This is a genomic window from Corallococcus sp. AB038B (assembly GCF_003668955.1).
Lineage (GTDB): Bacteria > Myxococcota > Myxococcia > Myxococcales > Myxococcaceae > Corallococcus > Corallococcus exiguus.
Genome location: NZ_RAWO01000002.1, coordinates 1 through 20,135 on the forward strand (window position 1 = coordinate 1; position 20,135 = coordinate 20,135).

The window sequence follows — 20,135 nt, forward strand, 5'->3', positions numbered from 1 at the left end:
GCACCACGGACGTGACGGGCACGGTGAAGCTGCCGGACAACGTCGAGATGGTCATGCCGGGCGACAACATCGCCATCGAGGTGGAGCTCATCACCCCGGTCGCGATGGAGAAGGAGCTCCGGTTCGCTGTTCGTGAAGGCGGCCGCACGGTGGGCGCGGGCGTTGTGGCGGAAATCATCGCGTAGTATTCAGGCTGCCAGCTCTCCGGTAGGGCCCTTGAGGGCCGTTCCGGGGAGCCGGTGGAAATCCAGTTGCAACCCATGGGGTGTGGTGGTACACACCGCGCCCCTTCGTTCCGAAGAAACGGTTCTCTGAAATCCAGGCGTTGACGGGCGTACCGCCTCACGGTTCCCAGAGGTCGTTCAAAGAGGTTCTTGCGAATGGCGACACAGAAGATCCGCATCCGGCTGAAGGCGTACGACTCGAAGCTCCTGGACCAGAGTGCTGGGGAGATCGTCGAGACGGCCAAGCGCACGGGCGCCAAGGTGGCCGGTCCGATCCCCCTGCCGACGCGCATCAACAAGTTCACCGTGTTGCGTTCGCCGCACGTGGACAAGAAGAGCCGCGAGCAGTTTGAGATCCGCACGCACAAGCGCCTGCTCGATATCCTCGAGCCGACCCAGCAGACGCTGGACGCGCTGATGAAGCTGGATCTGTCTGCCGGCGTTGACGTCGAGATCAAGTCCTAGGAAGCGGGATGGCGTCGGAGTGGTTTCACTCTGACCCCCGAGGAAAGTGCCATGGCGAAGTTTGACGTAGTCGACCTGGATTTGAAGAAGGTGTCGGAGATCGAGCTCTCCGACGAGATCTTCGGCGCCGAGCCGAACACCCACCTGTTCTACGAGGTGGCGAAGATGCAGCAGATCAACCGGCGCCGCGGCACGGTCGGGGTGAAGAACACCTCGCTCGTCAGCGGCGGCGGCAAGAAGCCCTGGAAGCAGAAGGGCACCGGCCGTGCCCGCCAGGGCTCGATCCGCGCCTCCCACTGGGTGGGCGGCGGCAAGGCGATGGCCCCCAAGGCCCGTGACTACTTCTACCGGCCGCCCCGCAAGGTCCGTCGCGGTGCCCTGCGCGCCGTGCTGTCCCTGCGCGCCCGGGAGAAGCAGCTCATCATCCTGGACGGCTTCAAGCTGGACGCCCCGAAGTCGAAGCAGGCCTTCGAGGTGCTCACCCGCCGCCTGAAGCTCCAGAACGCGCTGATCATCGACGAGCGCGGCAACACGAACCTGCACCGCAGCGTGCGCAACCTGGCGAAGTTCGACGTGCTGCCGCCCGAGGGTCTCAACCTCGAGTCCGTGCTCAAGCACTCGCACGTCGTCCTGACTTCCGCCGCCGCGAAGGCGCTTGAGGGGTCCCTGTCATGAATCTGAACGACGTCATCAAGGGCCCGCTCATCACGGAGAAGCTGGACAAGGCCCGTGAGAAGTTCCGCCAGTACTCGTTCATCGTGGACCGCAAGGCCACGAAGCACGACGTGTCTCGCGCGGTCCAGTCCCTGTTCAAGGTCACGGTGGAGGCTGTTCGCACCAACATCGTGCGTGGCAAGACGAAGCGGGTGGGCAAGAGCATCGGCCAGCGCCCCAACTTCAAGAAGGCGGTCGTCACCCTCAAGGAAGGTGACAAGATCGAACTCTTCGAAGGGGGAGCGGTCTGACGCCACTGGCGACAGATCCGCCTGAGAGGAACACACCATGGGCATCAAGAAGTACAAGCCGACAAGCGCCGCCCGCCGTCTGATGACGGTGTCCGACTTCGCGGACATCACCAAGGACTCGCCGGAGAAGGCCCTCACCGAGCCGCTCAAGCGTTCGGGTGGCCGCAACGTTCACGGCCACATCACCCGTCGTCACCAGGGTGGCGGTCACAAGCGTCGCTACCGCACCATCGACTTCAAGCGTCGTGACAAGGACGGCGTGCCGGCCAAGGTGGTCGCGGTCGAGTACGACCCGAACCGCACGGCCAACATCGCCCTCCTGCACTACGCGGACGGCGACAAGCGCTACATCCTGGCCCCCGTGGGCCTGGCCGTGGGCGACACCGTGTTCGCCGGTTCCACCGCCGACATCCGGCCGGGCAACAGCCTGCCGCTGCAGAACATCCCGGTGGGTACGGTCATCCATAACGTGGAGCTGAAGCCGGGCCGTGGCGCCCAGGTCATCCGCTCTGCGGGCACCTCCGGCCAGCTGATGGCCAAGGAAGACCGTTACGCTCAGGTCCGCATGCCTTCCGGCGCTGTGCGCAAGGTGCTCATCGAGTGCCGTGCCACCGTCGGCCAGGTGGGCAACATCGAGCACGAAATCATTCGCATCGGTAAGGCGGGTAAGAGCCGCTGGCTGGGCATTCGGCCCACCGTCCGCGGTCTGGCCATGAACCCTGTCGACCACCCGCACGGTGGTGGTGAGGGTAAGTCCGGCCAGGGTAATCCGCACCCGGTGTCTCCGTGGGGCAAGAAGACCAAGGGCCTCACCACGCGCACCAATAAGCGCACCGACAAGTTCATCGTGAGCGGCCGCCGCCAGGGCGCGCGCAGCCAGTAAGAGGATTTGAAACATGGCTCGTTCGATCAAGAAGGGTCCGTTCGTCGACGATCACCTCCTCAAGAAGATCGAGGGGATGATTGCGGCGAACAAGAAGGCGGTCGTCAAGACCTGGTCCCGGCGCTCCACGATTCTCCCTGAGTTCGTGGGTCACACCTTCGCCGTGCACAACGGCAAGAAGTTCATTCCGGTGTTCGTGACGGAGAACATGGTGGGCCACAAGCTCGGCGAGTTCGCTCCTACGCGCACCTTCGGCGGGCACTCGGCGGAGAAGAAGGTCGCCAAGGCCCCGGGCAAGTAGCCCGTACCTACGCCTGAGAGCCTGAGGAGATGACCATGGAGTCGACTGCACATCTGCGTCACCTGCGCATGAGCCCGCGCAAGCTGTCCCTCGTCGCGGCGCTCATCCGGGGCAAGCCTGTCGAGGCTGCCCTGAACATCCTGAAGTTCACCCCGCGCGCTGCTGCGCGGCCGGTGGAGAAGCTCATCAAGAGCGCCGTCGCCAACGCGACGGACCTGTCCAAGGGCCAGGTCGACGTGGATACCCTCTACGTCAAGACCATCTCCGTGGATCAGGCCGCCACCCAGCGCCGGTTCATGCCGCGCGCCATGGGGCGCGCGACGCCCATTCAGAAGAAGTCTGCCCACGTCCACGTCGTGCTGGCCGAGGCCAAGAAGTAGGACCCGTCGGGCCCTGCCCGGACGCACCAAGGAGATTCAGTTTGGGACAGAAAGTACATCCGATTGGGTTCCGGCTCGGCGTCATCAAGACCTGGGACTCCAAGTGGTTTGAGCACAAGAACTACGCTCAGTGGCTCCACGAAGACATCCGCATCCGCGAGTTCGTCAAGAAGTCGCTGAACCACGCGGGCGTGTCGAAGGTGGAGATTGAGCGCGCCGCCAACAAGGTGAAGGTCAACGTCCACACCGCGCGTCCGGGCATCGTCATCGGTAAGCGTGGCGCTGGCATCGAGACCGTCAAGAAGGACCTCCAGCAGTTCACCAAGAACGAGGTCTTCCTGAACATCGTCGAGGTCCGCAAGGCCGAGACCGACGCGCAGCTCGTGGCGGAGAACATCGCCACGCAGCTCGAGCGCCGCATCGCCTTCCGCCGCGCCATGAAGAAGGCGCTGCAGACCGCGATGAAGTTCGGGGCCAAGGGCATCCGCGTGGCCTGCTCTGGCCGCCTGGGTGGCGCCGAGATGGCCCGCTACGAGTGGTACCGCGAGGGCCGCGTGCCCCTGCACACCCTCCGCGCGGACATCGACTTCGGCTTCGCCGAGGCCAAGACGACCTACGGCAAGATTGGCTGCAAGGTCTGGATCTGCAAGGGCGAGGTCCTCCCCGGCAAGGGCGGCCAGGCCCCCATGCCCACCAACCGGTAAGACGCCCCTGTGGGGCGGGCCCTAAGAAGCCCGCCCTGCACGCGAGGCACGAAGGACATCGACCATGCTTCAGCCTGCTCGAACCAAGTACCGCAAGATGCAGAAGGGCCGCATGTTCGGCTCGGCCCACCGCGGCAGCGACCTCACCTACGGTGAGTTCGGCCTGGTGAGCCTCCAGCCGGGATGGATCACCTCGCGCCAGATCGAGGCGGCCCGTATCGCGATGACCCGCCACGTGAAGCGCGGCGGCAAGATCTGGATCCGGATCTTCCCGGACAAGCCCATCACGAAGAAGCCCGCCGAAACCCGTATGGGTACCGGTAAGGGTGGCGTGGAGTACTACGTCGCGGTCGTCAAGCCGGGACGCGTCCTCTACGAGATGGAGGGCATGACGCAGGAGATCGCCACCGGTGCGCTGAAGCTGGCGCAGGCGAAGCTGCCGGTGCTCACCAAGATCGTGCGCCGCAGCGAGCTCTCGCTGTAGTCACGCACCGCTGGGACGGGCGCTCCACCTGGTGACAGGGGAGGGCGCCCGCATCCCGCGCAGAGGAGACCAAGATGGCGACTGCGAAGGAATTGAAGGAACTGTCGACGGACGACCTGCAGAACCGCGCGAAGGAGCTGCGCGATACGCTGGTCCAGGATCGGCTCAAGCGTCGGACCGGCTCGCTGGACAGCCCCGCTGAGGGCGTGCAGCACCGCCGTGATCTGGCCCGCATCCTCACCGTCCTGGGCGAAAAGGCCCGGGCCGCGAAGGCGGGGTAGTAGTAGCAGTGCATCCGCGGGCATCCGGGCTCACCCGGGTGTCCGTGGCCATCCGGGCAGAGGGCCCGGGTGCATGACAGACAGTGAGAACCAACATGGCTGAAGCGACCGAAACGCCCGCTGCCGAGACCTCCACCCGGGGTCGTCCCAAGACCCGCGTGGGCATCGTCACCTCCAACAAGATGCAGAAGACGGTGGTCGTCACCGTCCAGCGTCGTGCTCCCCACCCGAAGTACGGGAAGATCATGAGCCTGCGCGAGAAGTACAAGGCGCACGTCGAGGATCACGACTACCCGAAGAAGGTCACCATCAACGAGGGTGACCGGGTGCGCATCGCCGAGACCAAGCCCGCTTCGAAGGACAAGCGTTGGCGCGTGGTCGAGGTGTTGGAGAAGAGCAAGAACGTCTAGGTAGGCCACACCGCGTCCGTGCGCCATGAAGCGCGTGGACGGGTTCGAGCAAGAGGAGACTTCACATGATTCAGATGCAGAGTGTGCTCGATGTGGCCGACAACTCGGGCGCCAAGAAGGTGTTTTGCATCAAGGTTCTCGGCGGCTCCAAGCGCAAGTACGCCTCCATCGGCGACGTGATTGTCGTGTCGATCCGCGAGGCCCTGCCCAACTCCAAGGTGAAGAAGGGTGACGTGGCCAAGGCCGTCATCGTCCGCACCCGTCGCGAGGTGGGTCGTGCGGATGGCAGCTACATCAAGTTCGACGGCAACTCGGCGGTCCTCATCAACAAGGACCTGGAGCCCATCGGGACGCGCATCTTTGGGCCGGTGGCCCGTGAGCTGCGTGCCCGCAAGTTCATGAAGATCATCTCGCTGGCGCCCGAGGTCCTCTAAGAGGACGCAGGCCTGACGGCGAACAGCCAGAGTGAGGAAGCCATGCAGAAGCTGAAAGTCGGTGACACCATCCAGGTCATCTCCGGGTCTGAGCGCTCGGAGAAGACGCCGGCGACCAAGCGCGGCAAGGTGCTGAAGGTTGACCGGGAGGCGGGCCGCGTGACGGTCGAGGGCCTGCGCCTGGTCAAGCGCCACATGCGCAAGACGCCGCAGAGCCCCGAGGGCGGCATCATCGAGAAGCCGGGTACCATCGCGCTCTCGAACGTCCAGGTGGTCTGCGCCAAGTGTGACAAGCCGACCCGCGTCGGCATCCGCAAGGAGGGTGAGTCCTCCAAGCGGTTCTGCAAGCAGTGCGACGCCCTGATTGACTAGGGGTCGGTGTTCGGGCATGTATGCGCGCCCCTTGCCCCACCTCGTGGTGGGGCAGGCGGGCGTGCACGTCCAGAGAGCTGAAATGGTTGAGCTCTTCGGGTGTTTCCACGTTCTAGACGCAGGACTGATCGGACGCGCTGGGTCCATGACGGCGCCCCGAAGCAGGGGAATGAAAGATGGCTGACGAGAAGAAGGCCGACTCGAAGGAAAAGAAGAGCAAGAAGCGCGGCAAAGAAGAAGCCAAGAAGGTCGGCTTCGCCGCGAATATCGAGGAGGGCCTGAAGGCCCGCTCGGCGCGCCTCAAGGACCGCTTCCGCGCGGAAGGTGTTCCTGCGCTGATGAAGGAACTGGGGCTCGGAAACCCCATGGAAGTGCCGCGGCTGGAGAAGATCGTCGTCAACATGGGTCTGGGCGAGGCGCTCGCCAACAACAAGATCCTGGAGTCGGCGGTGGACCAGCTGGCTGCCATCACCGGCCAGAAGCCGGTTGTGACGCGTGCGCGCAAGTCCATCGCGAACTTCAAGCTGCGCCAGGGCCAGGCCATCGGTGCCGCCGTCACGCTGCGCGGCGACCGCATGTTCGAGTTCATGGACCGCCTCATCACCGTCGCGCTGCCTCGCGTGCGTGACTTCAAGGGCGTGTCTCCCAAGGCCTTTGACGGGAAGGGTAACTACACGCTCGGCGTGCGTGAGCAGATCATCTTCCCGGAAATCAACTACGATCAGATCGAAAAGGTGAAGGGGCTCAACATCAGCTTCGTCACCACCGCCCGGAACGACGAGCAGGGCCTCGCGCTGATGCGTCACTTCGGCATGCCGTTCCGTCAGTAACCGAGCCCAGGACTCCCATCGATCATGGCCAAGCTCTCCAAGATTGCCCAGGCAAAGCGCAAGCTGAAGTTCCCCGTGCGTCAGTACAACCGCTGCGGTCTCTGCGGTCGTCCTCGCGCCTTCCTGCGCAAGTTCAAGATGTGCCGTATCTGCCTGCGTCACCGCGCCCTGCGTGGTGAGATCACCGGCGTCACCAAGTCGTCCTGGTAGGCGTTGGACCCGGAGCCTCGTCCCTGTCCTGAAGAGGGCAGGGCGGTCTCCGGTTGAAGTAGAAGAGAAGTAGCGGTTGTCGCGAACCCCCGGGATGGGCCCGGCAGGCGCGGTGGCCGCGAACGCGGTGTGTCCCCTGGGGACCGCTGCTTTGCTTGAAGGTGCTTCATGCCGGTCAATGATCCCGTCGGCGACATGCTGACCCGCCTGCGCAACGCCTCGCGTGCGCGGCACGACAAGGTCGTCATCCCCCACTCGAAGCTCAAGGTGGAGATCGTCAAGGTCCTCAAGGACGAGGGCTACATCGGGGATTTCGCCATCCACGAGGTCGCGCCCCAGAACGAGATCACCGTCCAGCTGAAGTACGGCCCGGACCGCAGCCCGGCCATCACCGGCATTCGCCGCGTGTCGAAGCCCGGCCTGCGTCGTTACGTCGCGGTGCGCGACATCCAGCCGGTGCTCGGCGGCATGGGCATCTCCATCCTCTCCACCTCGCGCGGCATCCTGGTGGACACCGAGGCCCGGAAGCAGAAGGTCGGCGGCGAGCTGCTCTGCACGGTCTACTAGCCAGGAGCCTGGGTGAAGCGCCCCGCGAGGAGCGCGCCCCGGGCGACGACAGCACGAGGCAATCATGAGTCGGATTGGAAAACTGGCGATCAAGCTTGGTGACAAGACGAAGGTCAATGTCGCCAACCAGCAGGTCAACTTCGAAGGCCCCAAGGGCAAGCTGTCCGTCAAGCTCCCCGCCAAGGTGAAGGTGGAGGTCAAGGACGGCCAGGTGACGGTGCAGCGCGAGGATGACTCGCGTGAGGCCCGCAGCCTGCACGGCCTGACGCGGACCATCCTCGCCAACGCGGCGAAGGGCGTGTCCGCGGGCTTCGAGAGGCGTCTGGACATCCGCGGCGTCGGTTTCCGCGCGGAAGTGAAGGGCAAGGCCATTCACTTCTCGCTCGGTTACTCCCACCCGGTGGTGTTCAACCTGCCGGAGGGTGTGACGGCGGAAGTCGACAAGACCTCCCGTACCGAGGACAGCCTTCCCACGGTGGGGCTGACGCTCCGCTCGGCGGACAAGGAAGCCCTGGGCGCCACGGCGGTGAACATCCGCTCGCTGCGTCCGCCGGAGCCCTACAAGGGCAAGGGCATCAAGTACGCCGAGGAGCGCATCCGTCGTAAGGAGGGCAAGACCGGTACGACCTAGTCGTCGCCGCGTCTTCGCCGAGCATTCAACCCCGCCGGGCCTTGAGGTCTGGCGGAATCATCCGGCGGCGGAAGGCCGCATCGCCGCCGGACGGAAAAGGAAGCAGCCATGTCCAAGACTGTCGAGCAGCGCCTCAAGAGGAAGAACCGCATCCGCAAGAAGCTCTCCGGAACCACGGAGCGTCCGCGGCTGTCGGTCTACAAGAGCCTCAAGCACATCTACGCGCAGGTGGTGGACGACTCCACCGGTCGCACGCTGGCGTTCGCGTCGTCCCTGTCCAAGGAGCTGAAGGGCAAGGACGAGGGCGACAAGAAGGCCGACGCGAAGCGCGTGGGCTCCCTCATCGCGGAGAAGTGCAAGGCCGCCAACGTCGATGCGGTGGTGTTCGACCGCAACGGCTTCCCTTACCATGGGCGCATCGCCGCCGTGGCTGACGCCGCGCGCGAGGCCGGCCTGAAGTTCTAGGTACCAGAAAGGAATTCCTCAAGTGGCAACTCCGATCAATCCGAACGATCTGGACCTGACCGACCGCGTGGTGAATATCAACCGCGTGGCCAAGGTGGTGAAGGGTGGCCGCCGGTTCTCGTTCGCAGCGCTTGTCGTTGTGGGCGATGGCAACGGGCACGTGGGCGTGGGCCTGGGCAAGGCCAACGAAGTCCCCGAGGCCATCCGCAAGGGCGGCGAGAACGCGAAGAAGAACCTGTTCCGCGTTCCTCGCATGGGCCACACCATCCCGCACGAGATCCTGGGGCACTTTGGTGCCGGCTGGGTGCTCCTGAAGCCGGCTTCCGAAGGTACGGGCGTCATCGCCGGTGGCGCGGTGCGCGCGGTGCTGGAGGCGGCGGGCATCCGCAACATCCTGACCAAGAGCCAGGGTTCGCGGAATCCGCACAACGTGCTGAAGGCCACGGTTGCTGGCCTGAAGCTGCTGCGTAGCGCCGAGCAGGTCGCGCGGCTGCGTGGCAAGGACGTCGAGACCCAGAAGCTCGCGGGCGAGGCGAGGGGCTAGTCATGGCGCTCAAGGTTAAGCTGACGAAGAGCTTCTCGGGGTCTTCCGAGGACATGCTGGCCACCATCAAGGGCCTCGGTCTGAAGAAGTTCGGCGACGAGCGGCTGTTGAAGGACACCCCGGCGGTGCGCGGCATGGTGTTCAAGGTGAAGCATCTGGTCTCCCTGGAGACGGTCAGCCAGGAGGCCCCGGCGCCCAAGCGCCGCAAGCCCCGGAAGATTGTCGCCCGGGACCGCGCCCTGGAGCGCCTGGCCGCCAAGGCCAAGGCCTGAGAACTGAGGATCCAACATGAGCATCCTGACCAATCTGAAGCGCCCTGAGGGCTCCTGGCACCGCAAGAAGCGCGTGGGCCGTGGCCAGGGTAGCGGCCTGGGCAAGACGGCCGGCCGCGGCGGCAAGGGCCAGAAGGCCCGCTCCGGCAATATGCGGTTCGAGGGCTTCGAAGGCGGCCAGAGCCCGCTGCAGCGCCGTCTGCCGAAGTTCGGCTTCAACCCGCCCAACCGCACCACCTACGCGGTGGTGAACCTGGGTGACCTGGAGCACACGTTCGACGCTGGCGCCACGGTGGACGAGGCCGCGCTGAAGCAGGCGGGCCTGGTCAAGGGCCGTTATGATGGCGTGAAGGTCCTGGCCCACGGCGAGCTCGCCAAGAAGCTCACCGTCAAGGTGAACAAGGTGTCCGCGGCGGCTCGCGAGAACATCGAGAAGGCGGGCGGCTCCGTGGAGGAGCTCCCCCTGGTGGCGCACAAGCCGGAGTCGGCCGCCAAGGCCCACGCTGGCAAGGGCGTCAAGGCTCCTCGCCAGCCCCGGGCGTAGGCGTGACCGGCGGCGCGCATCACAGTGATGTGGTGCGCGCCCCCAGCCTTGTGTAGGCTTCCGCGCCCCTTTCCGGAACCGGAGAGGGGCGTTTGTTGTTGCTGGCAGAACCTCTTGAAGAGGATGGCATTACCGTGGCCCTGAACGCCTTCGCCAACGTCTTCCGCATCGCGGAGCTGCGCAGCCGGCTTGCGTACACGCTCGTGCTGCTGTCCGTCTACCGCATCGGCATCTTCATCAACACGCCGGGCGTGGACCGCTCTGCGATGAACGCGTTCATGGACGCCCAGAAACAATCGGGTGGCCTCGTGTCGCTGTTCAACCTCTTCTCCGGCGGCGCGCTGGAGCAGATGTCCATCTTCGGCCTGGGCATCATGCCGTACGTGAGCGCCTCCATCATCATCCAGCTCCTGGCAGTGGTGGTGCCCAGCCTGGAGCGCCTGCAGAAGGAAGGCGCCGCGGGCCGCCAGAAGATCAACCAGTACACGCGCTACGGAACCATCGCGCTGTCCATCGTGCAGGGCGTGGGCATCTCGCGGTGGCTGGCCTCGCTGGGTCGCTCCGACGCGGGGCAGGGCGGCTTCAACCAGGTGGTGGTACCCAACGACAACCTCTGGTTCACCTTCATGACGGTGGTCAGCCTCACGGCGGGCACGGCCTTCATCATGTGGCTGGGCGAGCGCATCACCGAGCGCGGCATCGGCAACGGCATCTCGCTCATCATCTTCGCGGGCATCGTGGCGCGCGTGCTGCCCGGCGCTAAGACGCTGCTGGACCTGACTTCGCAGGAAGTGGTGAACGTGGCCGCGGTGCTGGGCCTGCTCTTCTTCATGCTCCTCATCATCGGCGTGGTGGTCTACGTGGAGCGGGGCATGCGTCGGGTGCCCATCCAGTACGCCAAGCGAATGGCGGGCCGTCGCATGTTCGCGGGCCAGGCCACGTACTTCCCCATGAAGGTGAACGCCTCGGGCGTGATTCCCCCCATCTTCGCCGGCGCGGTGCTGTCCTTCCCGGCGACGCTGGGCGCATGGTTCCCCTTCCTGCAGGGCTTCCAGCGCAGCATCGAGGGCAACCTCTGGGTCTACAACGGCCTGTTCGTGCTGCTGGTGGTGTTCTTCTCCTACTTCTACACGGCGCTCACCTTCCGGCCGGATGACGTGGCGGACAACATCAAGAAGCAGGGTGGCTACATCCCCGGCATCCGCCCGGGCCGTCAGACGGCGGAGTTCATTGAGCGCACGCTCAACCGCCTCACGTTCGGTGGCGCCATCTACCTGGCCATCATCTGCGTGATTCCGTCCGTCATCAGCAGCGTGCTCGGGGTGCAGTTCACCTTCGGCGGCACGGCGCTCCTCATCGTGGTGGGCGTGGCGCTGGATACGGTGCAGCAGATCGAAGGCCACCTCATCAGCCGCAACTACGAAGGCTTCGCGGGTCCGCGCGGTCCGCGCATCCGCGGTCGGGTCCGCGTGGCGGCCTGACGTCGGTCGGTTGTGTTCTGGGCGCCTCTCCCCAATGGTGGGGAGGGGCGCCTCGTCGTTCAAGGGTGGACGTAGGTACAAAGGAGCGACATGAACCTCATCCTCTTGGGGCCGCCGAACGCCGGGAAGGGAACCCAGGCGAAGAAGCTCTACGCGGACTTCCAGATCCCGCAGATCTCCACCGGCGACATCCTGCGCAAGGCCGTGAAGGATGGCACGCCGCTGGGCAAGGTGGCCGGGCCGCTGATGGCCGCGGGGCAGTACGTTCCTGATGATGTCGTCATCGGCATCGTGGAGGAGCGGCTGAAGGAGTCTGACGTGGCTCAGGGCTTCGTGCTCGACGGCTTTCCCCGCACCCCGGGACAGGCGGACGCGCTGGACCGGATGCTGGAGCGGTTGGGCAAGCAGCTGAACGCGGTCGTGTCGCTCGAGGTTCCGCACTCGACGCTGGTCGAGCGTGGCTCCGGCCGGCGCGTGTGCCCCAATGACGGGTCCGTCTTCCACGTCACCCAGAGCCCGCCGAAGCGCGCGGGCCTGTGCGACAAGTGCAGCACGGAGCTCGTGCAGCGTCCGGATGACACGCCAGAGGTCATCGAGAGGCGCCTGCAGAAGTACGACGCGGAAACGTCCCCTCTGAAGAACTTCTACGAGAAGAAGGGGCTGCTCAAGAGCGTGGACGGCGTCGGGTCTCCGGAGGGCATCTACGAGGAGATCAAGAAGGCCGCTGGCCGTCCTGCCTGAGCCTGGGGCAGCCAGCAAGGCAAGGGCAGGGCCGGTCTGGACTGCCGCGCCACCGTTCATGGGTTCCCGACAGAGCAGCGGGCCGGTAGGGAAAGGGGCGCATGAACCCGGTGGAGATCAAGAGCCCGGATGAAATCGCCCTGATGCGGGAAGCGGGGCGGATTGTCTGTGAGATCCTGGACGAATTGGAGAAGGCAGTGGCTCCCGGTGTCTCCACCTGGGAGCTGGACGCCCTGGCGGAGCAGCTCATCGCCAAGAAGGGTGCGCGGTCGGCGTTCAAGGGCTACCACGGCTTTCCGGGTGTCCTCTGCGCCTCCGTGAACCAGGAGGTGGTCCACGGCATCCCCAACCGGAAGCGGCGGTTGGTGGCGGGGGACCTGATGAAGCTGGACTTCGGGGTGGTCTACCGGGGCTTCTTCGGGGACTCGGCGCGGACGGTACCAGTGGGGAAGGTGACGCCAGAGGCCCAGGCCCTGGTGGACGCCACCCGGCAGTCCCTGGAGAAGGCCATCCAGGCGATGCAGCCGGGCAACCGGATTGGCGACATTGGTCACGCGGTGCAGAACCACGTGGAGGCTCGGGGGTTTTCCGTGGTCCGGGACTTCACGGGGCACGGGATTGGCCGGAAGCTGCACGAGCCGCCGCAGGTGCCCAACTACGGGCAGGCGGGGTCAGGGATGAAGCTGCGGCCAGGCATGGTCCTGGCGGTGGAACCGATGGTGAACCAGGGGACTCCTGACGTGGAGGTCCTGGAGGACGAGTGGACGGCCGTCACCGTGGACGGCAAGTTGTCCGCCCACTTCGAGCACACCATCCTGATCTCAGAGCGGGGGCCGGAAGTGCTGACCCGGCGTTGATGAGGGCCCCCGGACCCCGGGTGAAATAGGGTGATGTCAGAGGGTGTTGATAGAGGTCCAGATTTCAGATCGCGCGGCGCTTGCTACTTACGGACCAAAGTGTTATCCCGCCGCGCTTCCAGAAGGTTCGTGGTCCGGGAAGAAGGTTGACGCTTGCCGAAGGATGATTCCATCGAAGTCGAGGGGACCGTTATGGAACCCCTACCGAACGCGATGTTCCGCGTGGTGCTGGACAACGGCCACAAGGTACTCGCGCACATCTCGGGCAAGATGCGGATGCACTTCATCCGTATCCTCCCGGGCGACAAGGTGAAGGTCGAGTTGTCGCCGTATGACCTGACCCGTGGACGGATCACGTACCGGGCCAAGTAATTCGCGCCGGCCGCCTGTGCGGACCGGCTGTTGTGCTTTTCTCCGCTGAAGGAAGGAAGTTCGCTCCATGAAGGTTCGGGCGTCCGTCAAGAAGATCTGCGACAAGTGCAAGGTTGTTCGCCGCAAGGGCATCGTGCGCGTCATTTGCGCCTCTAACCCCCGGCACAAGCAGCGCCAGGGCTAAGAGTCCTTAAGGGACTCTTGCCTCAGACCAACTCCACAACGAAGGAAGACCGAAGATGGCTCGTATCGCCGGCATCGATCTGCCGCCCAACAAGCGTGCGGTGATCTCGCTTCAGTACATCTACGGGATCGGTAACAAGACCGCGCACGACATCATCGAGGCGGCGGGCATCGATCTCACCACCCGGACCAAGGACCTCACCGAGGACCAGGCTCGAAAGATCCGCGAGATCATCGAGGCCAACTACAAGGTCGAGGGTGACCTCCGGCGCGAGGTGACCATGAACATCAAGCGGCTGATGGACCTGGGTTGCTACCGGGGCCTGCGTCACCGCAAGGGTCTTCCGGTCCGCGGCCAGCGCACCCACACCAACGCGCGCACCCGCAAGGGTCCCAAGCGCGGCATCGTTCGCGCGAAGCCGGCCGCTCCGGCCCGCTAAACCCTCTGGCGCCCGCTGCCTCGCTTCGTGTGAGGCGCGGGCGTTGATCACCTACTCCCAGGAGCAGCGATTCACATGGCTGACGAGATCAATACCGCCGCCGCGCCGGCCGGTGCCGAGGGTGGCGAGACCCCTGCGGCGAAGAAGAGCAAGCGCAAGGGCAAGAAGAACATCCTCAACGGCGTGGTCCACATCCAGTCCACGTTCAACAACACCATCATCACGATCACGGACGTGTCCGGGAACGTGATCTCCTGGTCGTCGGCCGGGGCGCGCGGCTTCAAGGGCAGCCGCAAGTCCACGCCGTTCGCGGCGCAGGTCGCCGCTGGCGACGCCGCGGCGAAGGCGATGGAGCACGGCCTGAAGACCGTGACGGTGTTCGTGAAGGGTCCGGGCGCAGGCCGTGAGTCGGCGCTGCGCGCGCTGGCCGCCGCCGGCCTGAAGATCAGCCTTATCCGCGACGTGACGCCCATCCCGCACAACGGCTGCCGTCAGCCCAAGCGCCGCCGCGTCTAATTACCGCTTCGGGCCGGGGACCCGCCTCACGGCGGGCCCGGCTCCAGACCATCTGCAAGGAGAGTTTCCGTGGCTCGTTATACCGCGAGCGCCTGCCGTATCTGCCGGCGCGAGAACCTGAAGATGTACCTCAAGGGCGACCGTTGCTACACGGACAAGTGCGCCATTGAGCGCCGCCCCTATCCCCCCGGTCAGCACGGCCAGGGCCGCGTGAAGTTCTCCGGCTACGGCGTGCAGCTGCGCGAGAAGCAGAAGGTCAAGCGCATGTACGGCCTGCTCGAGAACCAGTTCCGCGGGTACTACCACCGCGCGTCCGCGGCCAAGGGCAAGACGGGTGAGAACCTGCTGCAGCAGCTGGAGCTCCGCCTGGACAACGTGGTGTTCCGCATGGGCTTCGCGGACACGCGCAACGAGGCGCGCCAGCTGGTGCGTCACGGTCACTTCCAGGTCAACGGCCGCCGGGTGAACATCCCGTCGTTCTCCGTGAAGCCGGGCAGCGCCGTGGAAGTGGTGGAGAAGAGCCGCAAGGTGCTCCGCATCTCCGAGGCGCTGGAGACGGTGGACCGTCGTGGCGTTCCCCAGTGGATCGACCTGGACAAGAAGTCGTTCAAGGGCACGGTCAAGACGGTCCCGAACCGCGAGGACCTGACCATGCCCATCCAGGAGCAGCTGATCGTCGAACTGTACTCGAAGTAAGCAGGGATGCCGGGCCCGCTTCGGTGGGTCCCTCCCGCGGTGGACGCCCTGGCCGACAAGGCCGGGGCGTTGTCGCTTTGTCACCTGTCGTTTCGTCGCCTGGAGGCCGCGTTCTGCGCGCGCCGGGCGAGGTTGTTAGCAGTCCCCCCGCGTGCCCGTCCTCCCGTCAATCTGGCGGGGAAGTGGGTGATGGCGCACGACCAGAGGAGCAGTCCCCATGGCCGACACGTTTGTTGCGAAGAACTGGCGCGACCTCATCAAGCCGCGCCGCATGGAAGTGGACCAGGACTCGCTGAGCCCCACGTACGGCAAGTTCGTGGCGGAGCCGCTGGAGCGCGGCTTCGGGACGACGCTGGGCAACTCGCTGCGGCGGGTGCTGCTGTCGTCGCTGCAGGGCGCGGCCATCACCTCCGTGAAGATTGAGGGCGTGGACCACGAGTTCACGACCATCCCCGAGGTGGCCGAGGACGTCACGGACGTCGTGTTGAACCTGAAGGAGGTCCTCCTCCGGATGCACACGAACGAGACGAAGACGCTGCGCATCGAGGTGGAAGGCCCCAAGGAAGTGAAGGCGGGCGACCTCATCGCGGACCAGGACGTCGAAATCCTGAACCCGGGTCACCACATCTGCACCGTGTCCGAGGGTGGCAAGGTGCGCATGGAGCTGATGTGCCGCCGCGGCCGTGGCTACGTGCCGGCGTCCACCAACAAGGTGCCGGGCGCGCCCATCGGGACCATCCCCATCGACTCGCTCTTCTCGCCCATCCGCAAGGTGAACTACCAGGTCACCAACGCGCGCGTCGGTCAGGTCACGGACTTCGACAAGCTGTCGCTCGAGGTCTGGACGGACGGCTCCGTGGTGCCGCAGGACGCGGTGGCGTACGCGGCGAAGATCATCAAGGAGCAGCTCACGGTGTTCGTGAACTTCGACGAGACCGAGGAGCCGGTCGTCGCCGAGGCGCCGAAGGAAGAGGCCAAGCTCAACGAGAACCTGTTCCGCTCGGTGGACGAGCTGGAGCTGTCGGTGCGTTCGGCCAACTGCCTGCAGCAGGCGAACATCAAGTCCATCGGTGACCTGGTCCAGCGCACCGAGGCGGAGATGCTGAAGACGAAGAACTTCGGCCGCAAGTCTCTGAAGGAGATCAAGGAGATCCTCGCGGAGATGGGCCTGTCCCTGGGCATGAAGCTGGAGAACTGGCCGCCGAAGAACGCGCCGGCTCCCGCGGCCCCCAAGGCCTGAGCGTCGTCGTTTCCTGAAGCACCTGCCTTGGCTTCCCACCGACACGGCTTCACGGTGGCGCGAAGGCAGGGGGCCCTGGTACACAGGGCCCGATTCAACGGCGGCCCCCAGTGTCGGGGCCGTCCTTCCCACCCGGTACCTGATACGGCCGGAGTGGTGGGGTTCTCAAGAAGAGGCCCCGGAGCACGCGCATGCGCCACAAGGTCGGACAAAGGAAGCTGCACCGCACCACGAGCCACCGTCTCGCGATGCTGAACAACATGGTCACGTCCCTGCTGGAGCACGGGGCCATCCGCACCACCGTTCCCAAGGCGAAGGAAGTCCGTCCGCTGGCCGAGCGCATCATCACGCTCGCCAAGCGCGGTGGCCTGTCCAACGTGCGCCTTGCCGCCCGCACCGTGAAGGACCGCACGGTCCTCCAGAAGGTGTTCAGCGAGTACAAGGAGCGTTACGCCTCCCGTCCGGGTGGCTACACCCGCATCGTGCGCCTGGGCTTCCGCCGGGGCGACGCCGCGGAGATGGCCCTCATCGAGCTGGTGGACCGTCCCGCGAAGGCTCCGGCCGCCGCTGAGACGACCGAGGCTCCCGCCGAGGCGAAGACCGAGGGTTGAGCCGTTCCCCGCGCCCGGGTCTCACGTGAGTGAGGCCTGGCCGGGCTGAAGAAGCACCGAGGGCGCCTTCCTGCTTCAGGAGGGCGCCCTTCGTGTTTCCGGCATCTGCTGGAGGACCGCTCGCGGCGGGCTACTTCTTCGGCGCGAGGAGGCGCTGCCACTCTTCCTGGAGGGAAGGCGTGAGGTCCGCCTTGTCGTCCGCGCTCTTCATCGTCAGCGCCTGGAAGCGCAGGTCCGCGGGCGCTGCGCCGCCAGTCTTCCCCAGGAGCTGTTTGGGCGTGATGGTGACGAAGTTGCCGGGCTGCACCTCTGCCACCACCGCCTTGTACTCGTTGTTCACGGTGATGATGACGTCGCGCCAGACGTCCTTGCTCTCGTTCCAGATGGTGACAGAGGGCCGGTCCAGCTTGTCGCTGAGCACCAGGCGCGCGTCCATGTCACCCGTGTCCAGGGATCTACCCGGGCACGCGATGCCGAAGCTGGCGACGGACAGGACGAGCCAGCCCGCGACGATGCCGGCCTTGTACTTGAAGAAGCGGTTGCTCGCGCGGAAGTCCGCGAACTGCTCCTTCAGGATGGAGAAGGCGTTGAGGACGACGTTGGACGTCTCCGCGGCGACGCGCTTGCCCAGGGGGCCTTCCGGCTTCGCCTTCTCCAGCGGGGCCATGCGGGCGGCGCTCACTGCGCGCATGCCGGGGCTGGTGGCCGCACGGGGCTGGGTGCCGGGATTGGACGGCGTCCGGGGCGGCGGGGTGCTGGGAGGGGCGGGTTTGCGCGCGTCGCTCATCGGAGGCGGAGTGTAGAGGGGCCGGTGCGCCGGTGGCTACTGGCCCTTGAGCACCTGCAGCGCCTTGCTGGCCACCGCGTTGTCGGGCTGGGTTTCCAGTACCTTCCCCAGCCAGCGCTCCGCTTCGCTCGCGGCCTTCTGGCGATCCTCGGGGCGGCGGGCCTTCTGGGCCTCCTCGGTGTAGAGCAGGCCCAGGCGCAGGGCGAACTCGGTGTTGTCCGGGTCCTTGTCCGCCACGGCCTTCAGCTCGCGCTGCGCGGCCGCGTAGTCCCCCTGCAACTGGTACACGAGCGACAGCTTGCCTCGCGCGGCCGCCGAGTCCGGCGCCAGCGTCACGGCCACCTGGAAGGCCTCCTTCGCCGTGTCCAGGTCCCGGGCCTCCAGGCGCATGTCGCCCAGGCGGAACCAGGCCAGGTCCAGCAGCGGATTGAGCGCCGCGGCCTTCTCGAAGGCGGTGCGCGCCGCGTCCGTGCGCTGGCGCGACAGGTACAGCTCCCCCAGGTAGAGCTGGTTCTTGCCGTCCTGGGGGGCGCGCTCGATGGCCTGTTTGAATTCGTCCACGGCGCGGCCGGCGTCATCCAGGCGCTGGTAGGCCAGCCCCAGGAGGGCGTGCACCACGGCCAGGTCCGGGTAGTCGTGGAGGATCTCCTCGAAGGCGATGAGGGCGTGCTGGGGCGCGTCCAGCTCGTGCAGGTAGCGCATGCCCTCCTCGAGCTTCGCCTCCGCCGCCTTGGGGAAGTTCTGGAACGGGTCCGCCAGCGGGTTCATCAGCGCCCGTGCGGTAGCGACTTCCGCGGGGGTGGGGCTGCCGCGCACGACAGTACCCAGGGCCTCCACGGCGCCCGCCGTGTCGCCTGTGCGGGCCAGGGCCTTGGCCAGGGGCAGCTTCCAGCCCGCGCGCTCCGGGGCCATCTCCACGGCCTTGCGCAGCGGGCCGAGGGCGGCGGCGTACTGCTCCGACTCCAGGCGCGCCACGCCCAGGCGGTAATGGAACTCCGCGGTGGTGGGGGACAGTACGATGGCGCGCTCGAAGGCGGCCACGGTGGGGGCGCCCGCGTCCCGGGCCCGCGAGAAGAGCGTCAGGCCCAGCATGTACTGGTCCACCGCGCGCTCGTTCTTCGCGATGGCCTGGCGCAGCTCCTCCGCCCAGGCATCCGCGCGGCCTGCCTTCACCTGGGCCTCGGTGAGGGCGCGGGCGACGTCCACGTCGTCCGGCGTGCGCGCATGCAGCTCCCTCAGGAGCTTCACGGCCTCATCCGGCTGGTTGCCATCCAGGTAGGCGCGCGCCTGGGCCTGGGGAGACAGCGCGGGGGCCTGGGCCTGGCCGTGGCCGCAGCCGGTGGCGAGCAACCCGAGCCCCAGGAGGGCGGCGGGCCAGCGGAGCGTGCGGAGGCGGTTCGAGGGCGGCGTCAGGGGCACGGGGAGCTCAGGAGGCCTTGGAGGTGACGGAGGACGCACGCTGCGCGACGCCCTCGCGGTTTGGCGCGGCGACGGCGGTGTCCGGGTCACCGCCCTTGCCGCCCAGGGAGAGGCTGTCGGCGATGATCTGTTCGCGCACGGCGCGGGCCAGGCCCTCGCGGTCGTTGTCCGCGAAGCCGCTGGTGTCGATGGGGCGGCCAATCTTCACGCGCACCGGGCCGGGGGTGATGTTCCACGAGTTCTTGGGCATCACGTTGTCGGTGCCCTCGATGGTGACGGGGCAGATGGGCACGCGGGCCTTGAGCGCGAGCGCGAAGGGGCCCTTCTTGAAGGGCAGCACGCGGCCGTCCTGGGAGCGGGTGCCCTCCGGGTACAGGAAGATGCTGGTGCCCGCGCGGATCTTCCGGGCGGCTTTTTCAAGCGACGCGATGGCGGACGAACGGTCTCCGCGGTTGATGAAGACGTGGCCCGCGAGCCAGAGGTACCAGCCGATGAACGGCACGAAGCGCAGCTGCGACTTGGCGACGAAACGGAAGTCTACCGGCACGGCGAGGAAGTGGGCCGGGATGTCGAGTGTGGACATGTGGTTGCCGACGTAGATGGTGGGCCGCTTCGGGTCCACGTTCTCCCCGCCAATGACCTCCAGCTTCGCGCCACCGGCCCACAGGAGCACGGGCGACCAGATCCATCGGGCGACCCATACCGAGCGCGACGGGTTGAGCGTCACCAGCATCGCGAGGCATGCGAGGGTGAAGCTGATCGGGGACCACACCATGACCACCAGGATGCACCACAGCTTGCGCAACATGCGTCGCCTTTCCTCCTA

General features: G+C 66.2%; 33 protein-coding genes and 1 pseudogene. 31 read left to right on the forward strand and 3 right to left on the reverse strand.

What is annotated here, in order from left to right; translation table 11 throughout:
• The 31 genes and pseudogenes from tuf to rplQ form a co-directional block, all read left to right on the forward strand.
• Positions 1 to 185, forward strand: a pseudogene (gene tuf / locus D7Y04_RS11335) (elongation factor Tu); the annotation flags it as partial.
• Between the two features lie 195 nt (positions 186 to 380).
• Entirely contained in the window at positions 381 to 689 is a 309-nt protein-coding gene (gene rpsJ / locus D7Y04_RS11340; RefSeq protein WP_002633608.1) for a 30S ribosomal protein S10, read from the forward strand.
• A 51-nt stretch (positions 690 to 740) separates the two neighbouring features.
• A complete protein-coding gene (gene rplD, locus D7Y04_RS11345) occupies positions 741 to 1,364 on the forward strand; it encodes a 50S ribosomal protein L4 (protein WP_120574790.1) in 624 nt (207 codons plus the stop codon).
• Complete coding sequence (locus tag D7Y04_RS11350; RefSeq protein ID WP_120574789.1) at positions 1,361 to 1,654, forward strand: 50S ribosomal protein L23; 294 nt, start codon at positions 1,361 to 1,363, stop codon at positions 1,652 to 1,654. Before rplD ends, D7Y04_RS11350 begins: the two co-directional genes overlap by 4 nt.
• A gap of 37 nt (positions 1,655 to 1,691) precedes the next feature.
• Positions 1,692 to 2,537, forward strand: a complete 846-nt coding sequence (gene rplB, locus D7Y04_RS11355) for a 50S ribosomal protein L2 (RefSeq protein ID WP_120574788.1) — start codon at positions 1,692 to 1,694, stop codon at positions 2,535 to 2,537.
• Between the two features lie 13 nt (positions 2,538 to 2,550).
• On the forward strand, positions 2,551 to 2,838 hold the full coding sequence (rpsS, locus tag D7Y04_RS11360) for a 30S ribosomal protein S19 (RefSeq protein WP_014395864.1): 288 nt from the start codon (positions 2,551 to 2,553) through the stop codon (positions 2,836 to 2,838).
• A 35-nt stretch (positions 2,839 to 2,873) separates the two neighbouring features.
• Positions 2,874 to 3,218: a 50S ribosomal protein L22 gene (rplV, locus tag D7Y04_RS11365; RefSeq protein WP_014395865.1), complete on the forward strand. Its 345-nt coding sequence runs from the start codon at positions 2,874 to 2,876 to the stop codon at positions 3,216 to 3,218.
• A 41-nt stretch (positions 3,219 to 3,259) separates the two neighbouring features.
• On the forward strand, positions 3,260 to 3,922 hold the full coding sequence (gene rpsC, locus D7Y04_RS11370) for a 30S ribosomal protein S3 (protein ID WP_120523546.1): 663 nt from the start codon (positions 3,260 to 3,262) through the stop codon (positions 3,920 to 3,922).
• 64 nt (positions 3,923 to 3,986) lie between these two features.
• Positions 3,987 to 4,406 carry a 50S ribosomal protein L16 gene (gene rplP, locus D7Y04_RS11375; RefSeq protein WP_014395867.1) on the forward strand — a complete coding sequence of 140 codons (420 nt, stop codon included), beginning with the start codon at positions 3,987 to 3,989 and terminating at the stop codon, positions 4,404 to 4,406.
• Between the two features lie 74 nt (positions 4,407 to 4,480).
• On the forward strand, positions 4,481 to 4,687 hold the full coding sequence (gene rpmC / locus D7Y04_RS11380; protein WP_014395868.1) for a 50S ribosomal protein L29: 207 nt from the start codon (positions 4,481 to 4,483) through the stop codon (positions 4,685 to 4,687).
• A gap of 83 nt (positions 4,688 to 4,770) precedes the next feature.
• Positions 4,771 to 5,097, forward strand: a complete 327-nt coding sequence (gene rpsQ, locus D7Y04_RS11385; RefSeq protein ID WP_169821648.1) for a 30S ribosomal protein S17 — start codon at positions 4,771 to 4,773, stop codon at positions 5,095 to 5,097.
• Positions 5,098 to 5,162: 65 nt separating this feature from the next.
• Positions 5,163 to 5,531, forward strand: a complete 369-nt coding sequence (gene rplN / locus D7Y04_RS11390) for a 50S ribosomal protein L14 (RefSeq protein WP_014395870.1) — start codon at positions 5,163 to 5,165, stop codon at positions 5,529 to 5,531.
• 42 nt (positions 5,532 to 5,573) lie between these two features.
• Complete coding sequence (gene rplX / locus D7Y04_RS11395; protein WP_120523543.1) at positions 5,574 to 5,903, forward strand: 50S ribosomal protein L24; 330 nt, start codon at positions 5,574 to 5,576, stop codon at positions 5,901 to 5,903.
• Between the two features lie 176 nt (positions 5,904 to 6,079).
• A complete protein-coding gene (rplE, locus tag D7Y04_RS11400; protein ID WP_014395872.1) occupies positions 6,080 to 6,733 on the forward strand; it encodes a 50S ribosomal protein L5 in 654 nt (217 codons plus the stop codon).
• Between the two features lie 24 nt (positions 6,734 to 6,757).
• Positions 6,758 to 6,943, forward strand: coding sequence for a type Z 30S ribosomal protein S14 (locus D7Y04_RS11405; RefSeq protein WP_014395873.1), 186 nt, complete (start codon positions 6,758 to 6,760; stop codon positions 6,941 to 6,943).
• Between the two features lie 168 nt (positions 6,944 to 7,111).
• Entirely contained in the window at positions 7,112 to 7,510 is a 399-nt protein-coding gene (gene rpsH / locus D7Y04_RS11410; RefSeq protein WP_120552131.1) for a 30S ribosomal protein S8, read from the forward strand.
• A gap of 64 nt (positions 7,511 to 7,574) precedes the next feature.
• Entirely contained in the window at positions 7,575 to 8,141 is a 567-nt protein-coding gene (gene rplF, locus D7Y04_RS11415; protein ID WP_120574786.1) for a 50S ribosomal protein L6, read from the forward strand.
• Between the two features lie 108 nt (positions 8,142 to 8,249).
• The gene (gene rplR, locus D7Y04_RS11420; RefSeq protein ID WP_120567151.1) at positions 8,250 to 8,606 is read left to right on the forward strand and encodes a 50S ribosomal protein L18; all 357 of its coding nucleotides are present in this window, start codon (positions 8,250 to 8,252) and stop codon (positions 8,604 to 8,606) included.
• Positions 8,607 to 8,628: 22 nt separating this feature from the next.
• Positions 8,629 to 9,150, forward strand: a complete 522-nt coding sequence (rpsE, locus tag D7Y04_RS11425; RefSeq protein ID WP_014395877.1) for a 30S ribosomal protein S5 — start codon at positions 8,629 to 8,631, stop codon at positions 9,148 to 9,150.
• 2 nt (positions 9,151 to 9,152) lie between these two features.
• Positions 9,153 to 9,422, forward strand: a complete 270-nt coding sequence (gene rpmD / locus D7Y04_RS11430; protein WP_120532358.1) for a 50S ribosomal protein L30 — start codon at positions 9,153 to 9,155, stop codon at positions 9,420 to 9,422.
• 16 nt (positions 9,423 to 9,438) lie between these two features.
• On the forward strand, positions 9,439 to 9,966 hold the full coding sequence (gene rplO, locus D7Y04_RS11435) for a 50S ribosomal protein L15 (RefSeq protein WP_014395879.1): 528 nt from the start codon (positions 9,439 to 9,441) through the stop codon (positions 9,964 to 9,966).
• A gap of 134 nt (positions 9,967 to 10,100) precedes the next feature.
• Entirely contained in the window at positions 10,101 to 11,447 is a 1,347-nt protein-coding gene (gene secY / locus D7Y04_RS11440; protein ID WP_120574785.1) for a preprotein translocase subunit SecY, read from the forward strand.
• Between the two features lie 90 nt (positions 11,448 to 11,537).
• On the forward strand, positions 11,538 to 12,188 hold the full coding sequence (locus D7Y04_RS11445) for an adenylate kinase (RefSeq protein ID WP_120598104.1): 651 nt from the start codon (positions 11,538 to 11,540) through the stop codon (positions 12,186 to 12,188).
• Positions 12,189 to 12,289: 101 nt separating this feature from the next.
• Positions 12,290 to 13,045, forward strand: coding sequence for a type I methionyl aminopeptidase (map, locus tag D7Y04_RS11450; RefSeq protein WP_120598103.1), 756 nt, complete (start codon positions 12,290 to 12,292; stop codon positions 13,043 to 13,045).
• Positions 13,046 to 13,198: 153 nt separating this feature from the next.
• Positions 13,199 to 13,417, forward strand: a complete 219-nt coding sequence (gene infA, locus D7Y04_RS11455; protein ID WP_002614803.1) for a translation initiation factor IF-1 — start codon at positions 13,199 to 13,201, stop codon at positions 13,415 to 13,417.
• 67 nt (positions 13,418 to 13,484) lie between these two features.
• Entirely contained in the window at positions 13,485 to 13,601 is a 117-nt protein-coding gene (rpmJ, locus tag D7Y04_RS11460; RefSeq protein WP_002633586.1) for a 50S ribosomal protein L36, read from the forward strand.
• A gap of 55 nt (positions 13,602 to 13,656) precedes the next feature.
• The gene (rpsM, locus tag D7Y04_RS11465) at positions 13,657 to 14,040 is read left to right on the forward strand and encodes a 30S ribosomal protein S13 (RefSeq protein ID WP_014395883.1); all 384 of its coding nucleotides are present in this window, start codon (positions 13,657 to 13,659) and stop codon (positions 14,038 to 14,040) included.
• 75 nt (positions 14,041 to 14,115) lie between these two features.
• The gene (gene rpsK / locus D7Y04_RS11470) at positions 14,116 to 14,556 is read left to right on the forward strand and encodes a 30S ribosomal protein S11 (protein ID WP_014395884.1); all 441 of its coding nucleotides are present in this window, start codon (positions 14,116 to 14,118) and stop codon (positions 14,554 to 14,556) included.
• A 69-nt stretch (positions 14,557 to 14,625) separates the two neighbouring features.
• A complete protein-coding gene (gene rpsD, locus D7Y04_RS11475) occupies positions 14,626 to 15,252 on the forward strand; it encodes a 30S ribosomal protein S4 (protein WP_120574782.1) in 627 nt (208 codons plus the stop codon).
• Between the two features lie 217 nt (positions 15,253 to 15,469).
• Positions 15,470 to 16,492 (forward strand): DNA-directed RNA polymerase subunit alpha, encoded by a 1,023-nt coding sequence (locus tag D7Y04_RS11480; RefSeq protein ID WP_120567145.1) that lies wholly within the window; start codon positions 15,470 to 15,472, stop codon positions 16,490 to 16,492.
• 191 nt (positions 16,493 to 16,683) lie between these two features.
• On the forward strand, positions 16,684 to 17,103 hold the full coding sequence (gene rplQ, locus D7Y04_RS11485) for a 50S ribosomal protein L17 (RefSeq protein ID WP_120567144.1): 420 nt from the start codon (positions 16,684 to 16,686) through the stop codon (positions 17,101 to 17,103).
• Between the two features lie 130 nt (positions 17,104 to 17,233).
• On the opposite strand, the gene D7Y04_RS11490 is transcribed toward rplQ, so the two are convergent.
• The 3 genes from D7Y04_RS11490 to D7Y04_RS11500 form a co-directional block, all read right to left on the reverse strand.
• On the reverse strand, positions 17,234 to 17,794 hold the full coding sequence (locus D7Y04_RS11490) for a hypothetical protein (RefSeq protein WP_120598105.1): 561 nt from the start codon (positions 17,792 to 17,794) through the stop codon (positions 17,234 to 17,236).
• A gap of 132 nt (positions 17,795 to 17,926) precedes the next feature.
• Positions 17,927 to 19,309 carry a lipopolysaccharide assembly protein LapB gene (locus tag D7Y04_RS11495; protein ID WP_121759348.1) on the reverse strand — a complete coding sequence of 461 codons (1,383 nt, stop codon included), beginning with the start codon at positions 19,307 to 19,309 and terminating at the stop codon, positions 17,927 to 17,929.
• A gap of 7 nt (positions 19,310 to 19,316) precedes the next feature.
• Entirely contained in the window at positions 19,317 to 20,114 is a 798-nt protein-coding gene (locus tag D7Y04_RS11500; RefSeq protein WP_120594005.1) for a 1-acyl-sn-glycerol-3-phosphate acyltransferase, read from the reverse strand.
• Positions 20,115 to 20,135 lie beyond the last annotated feature (21 nt).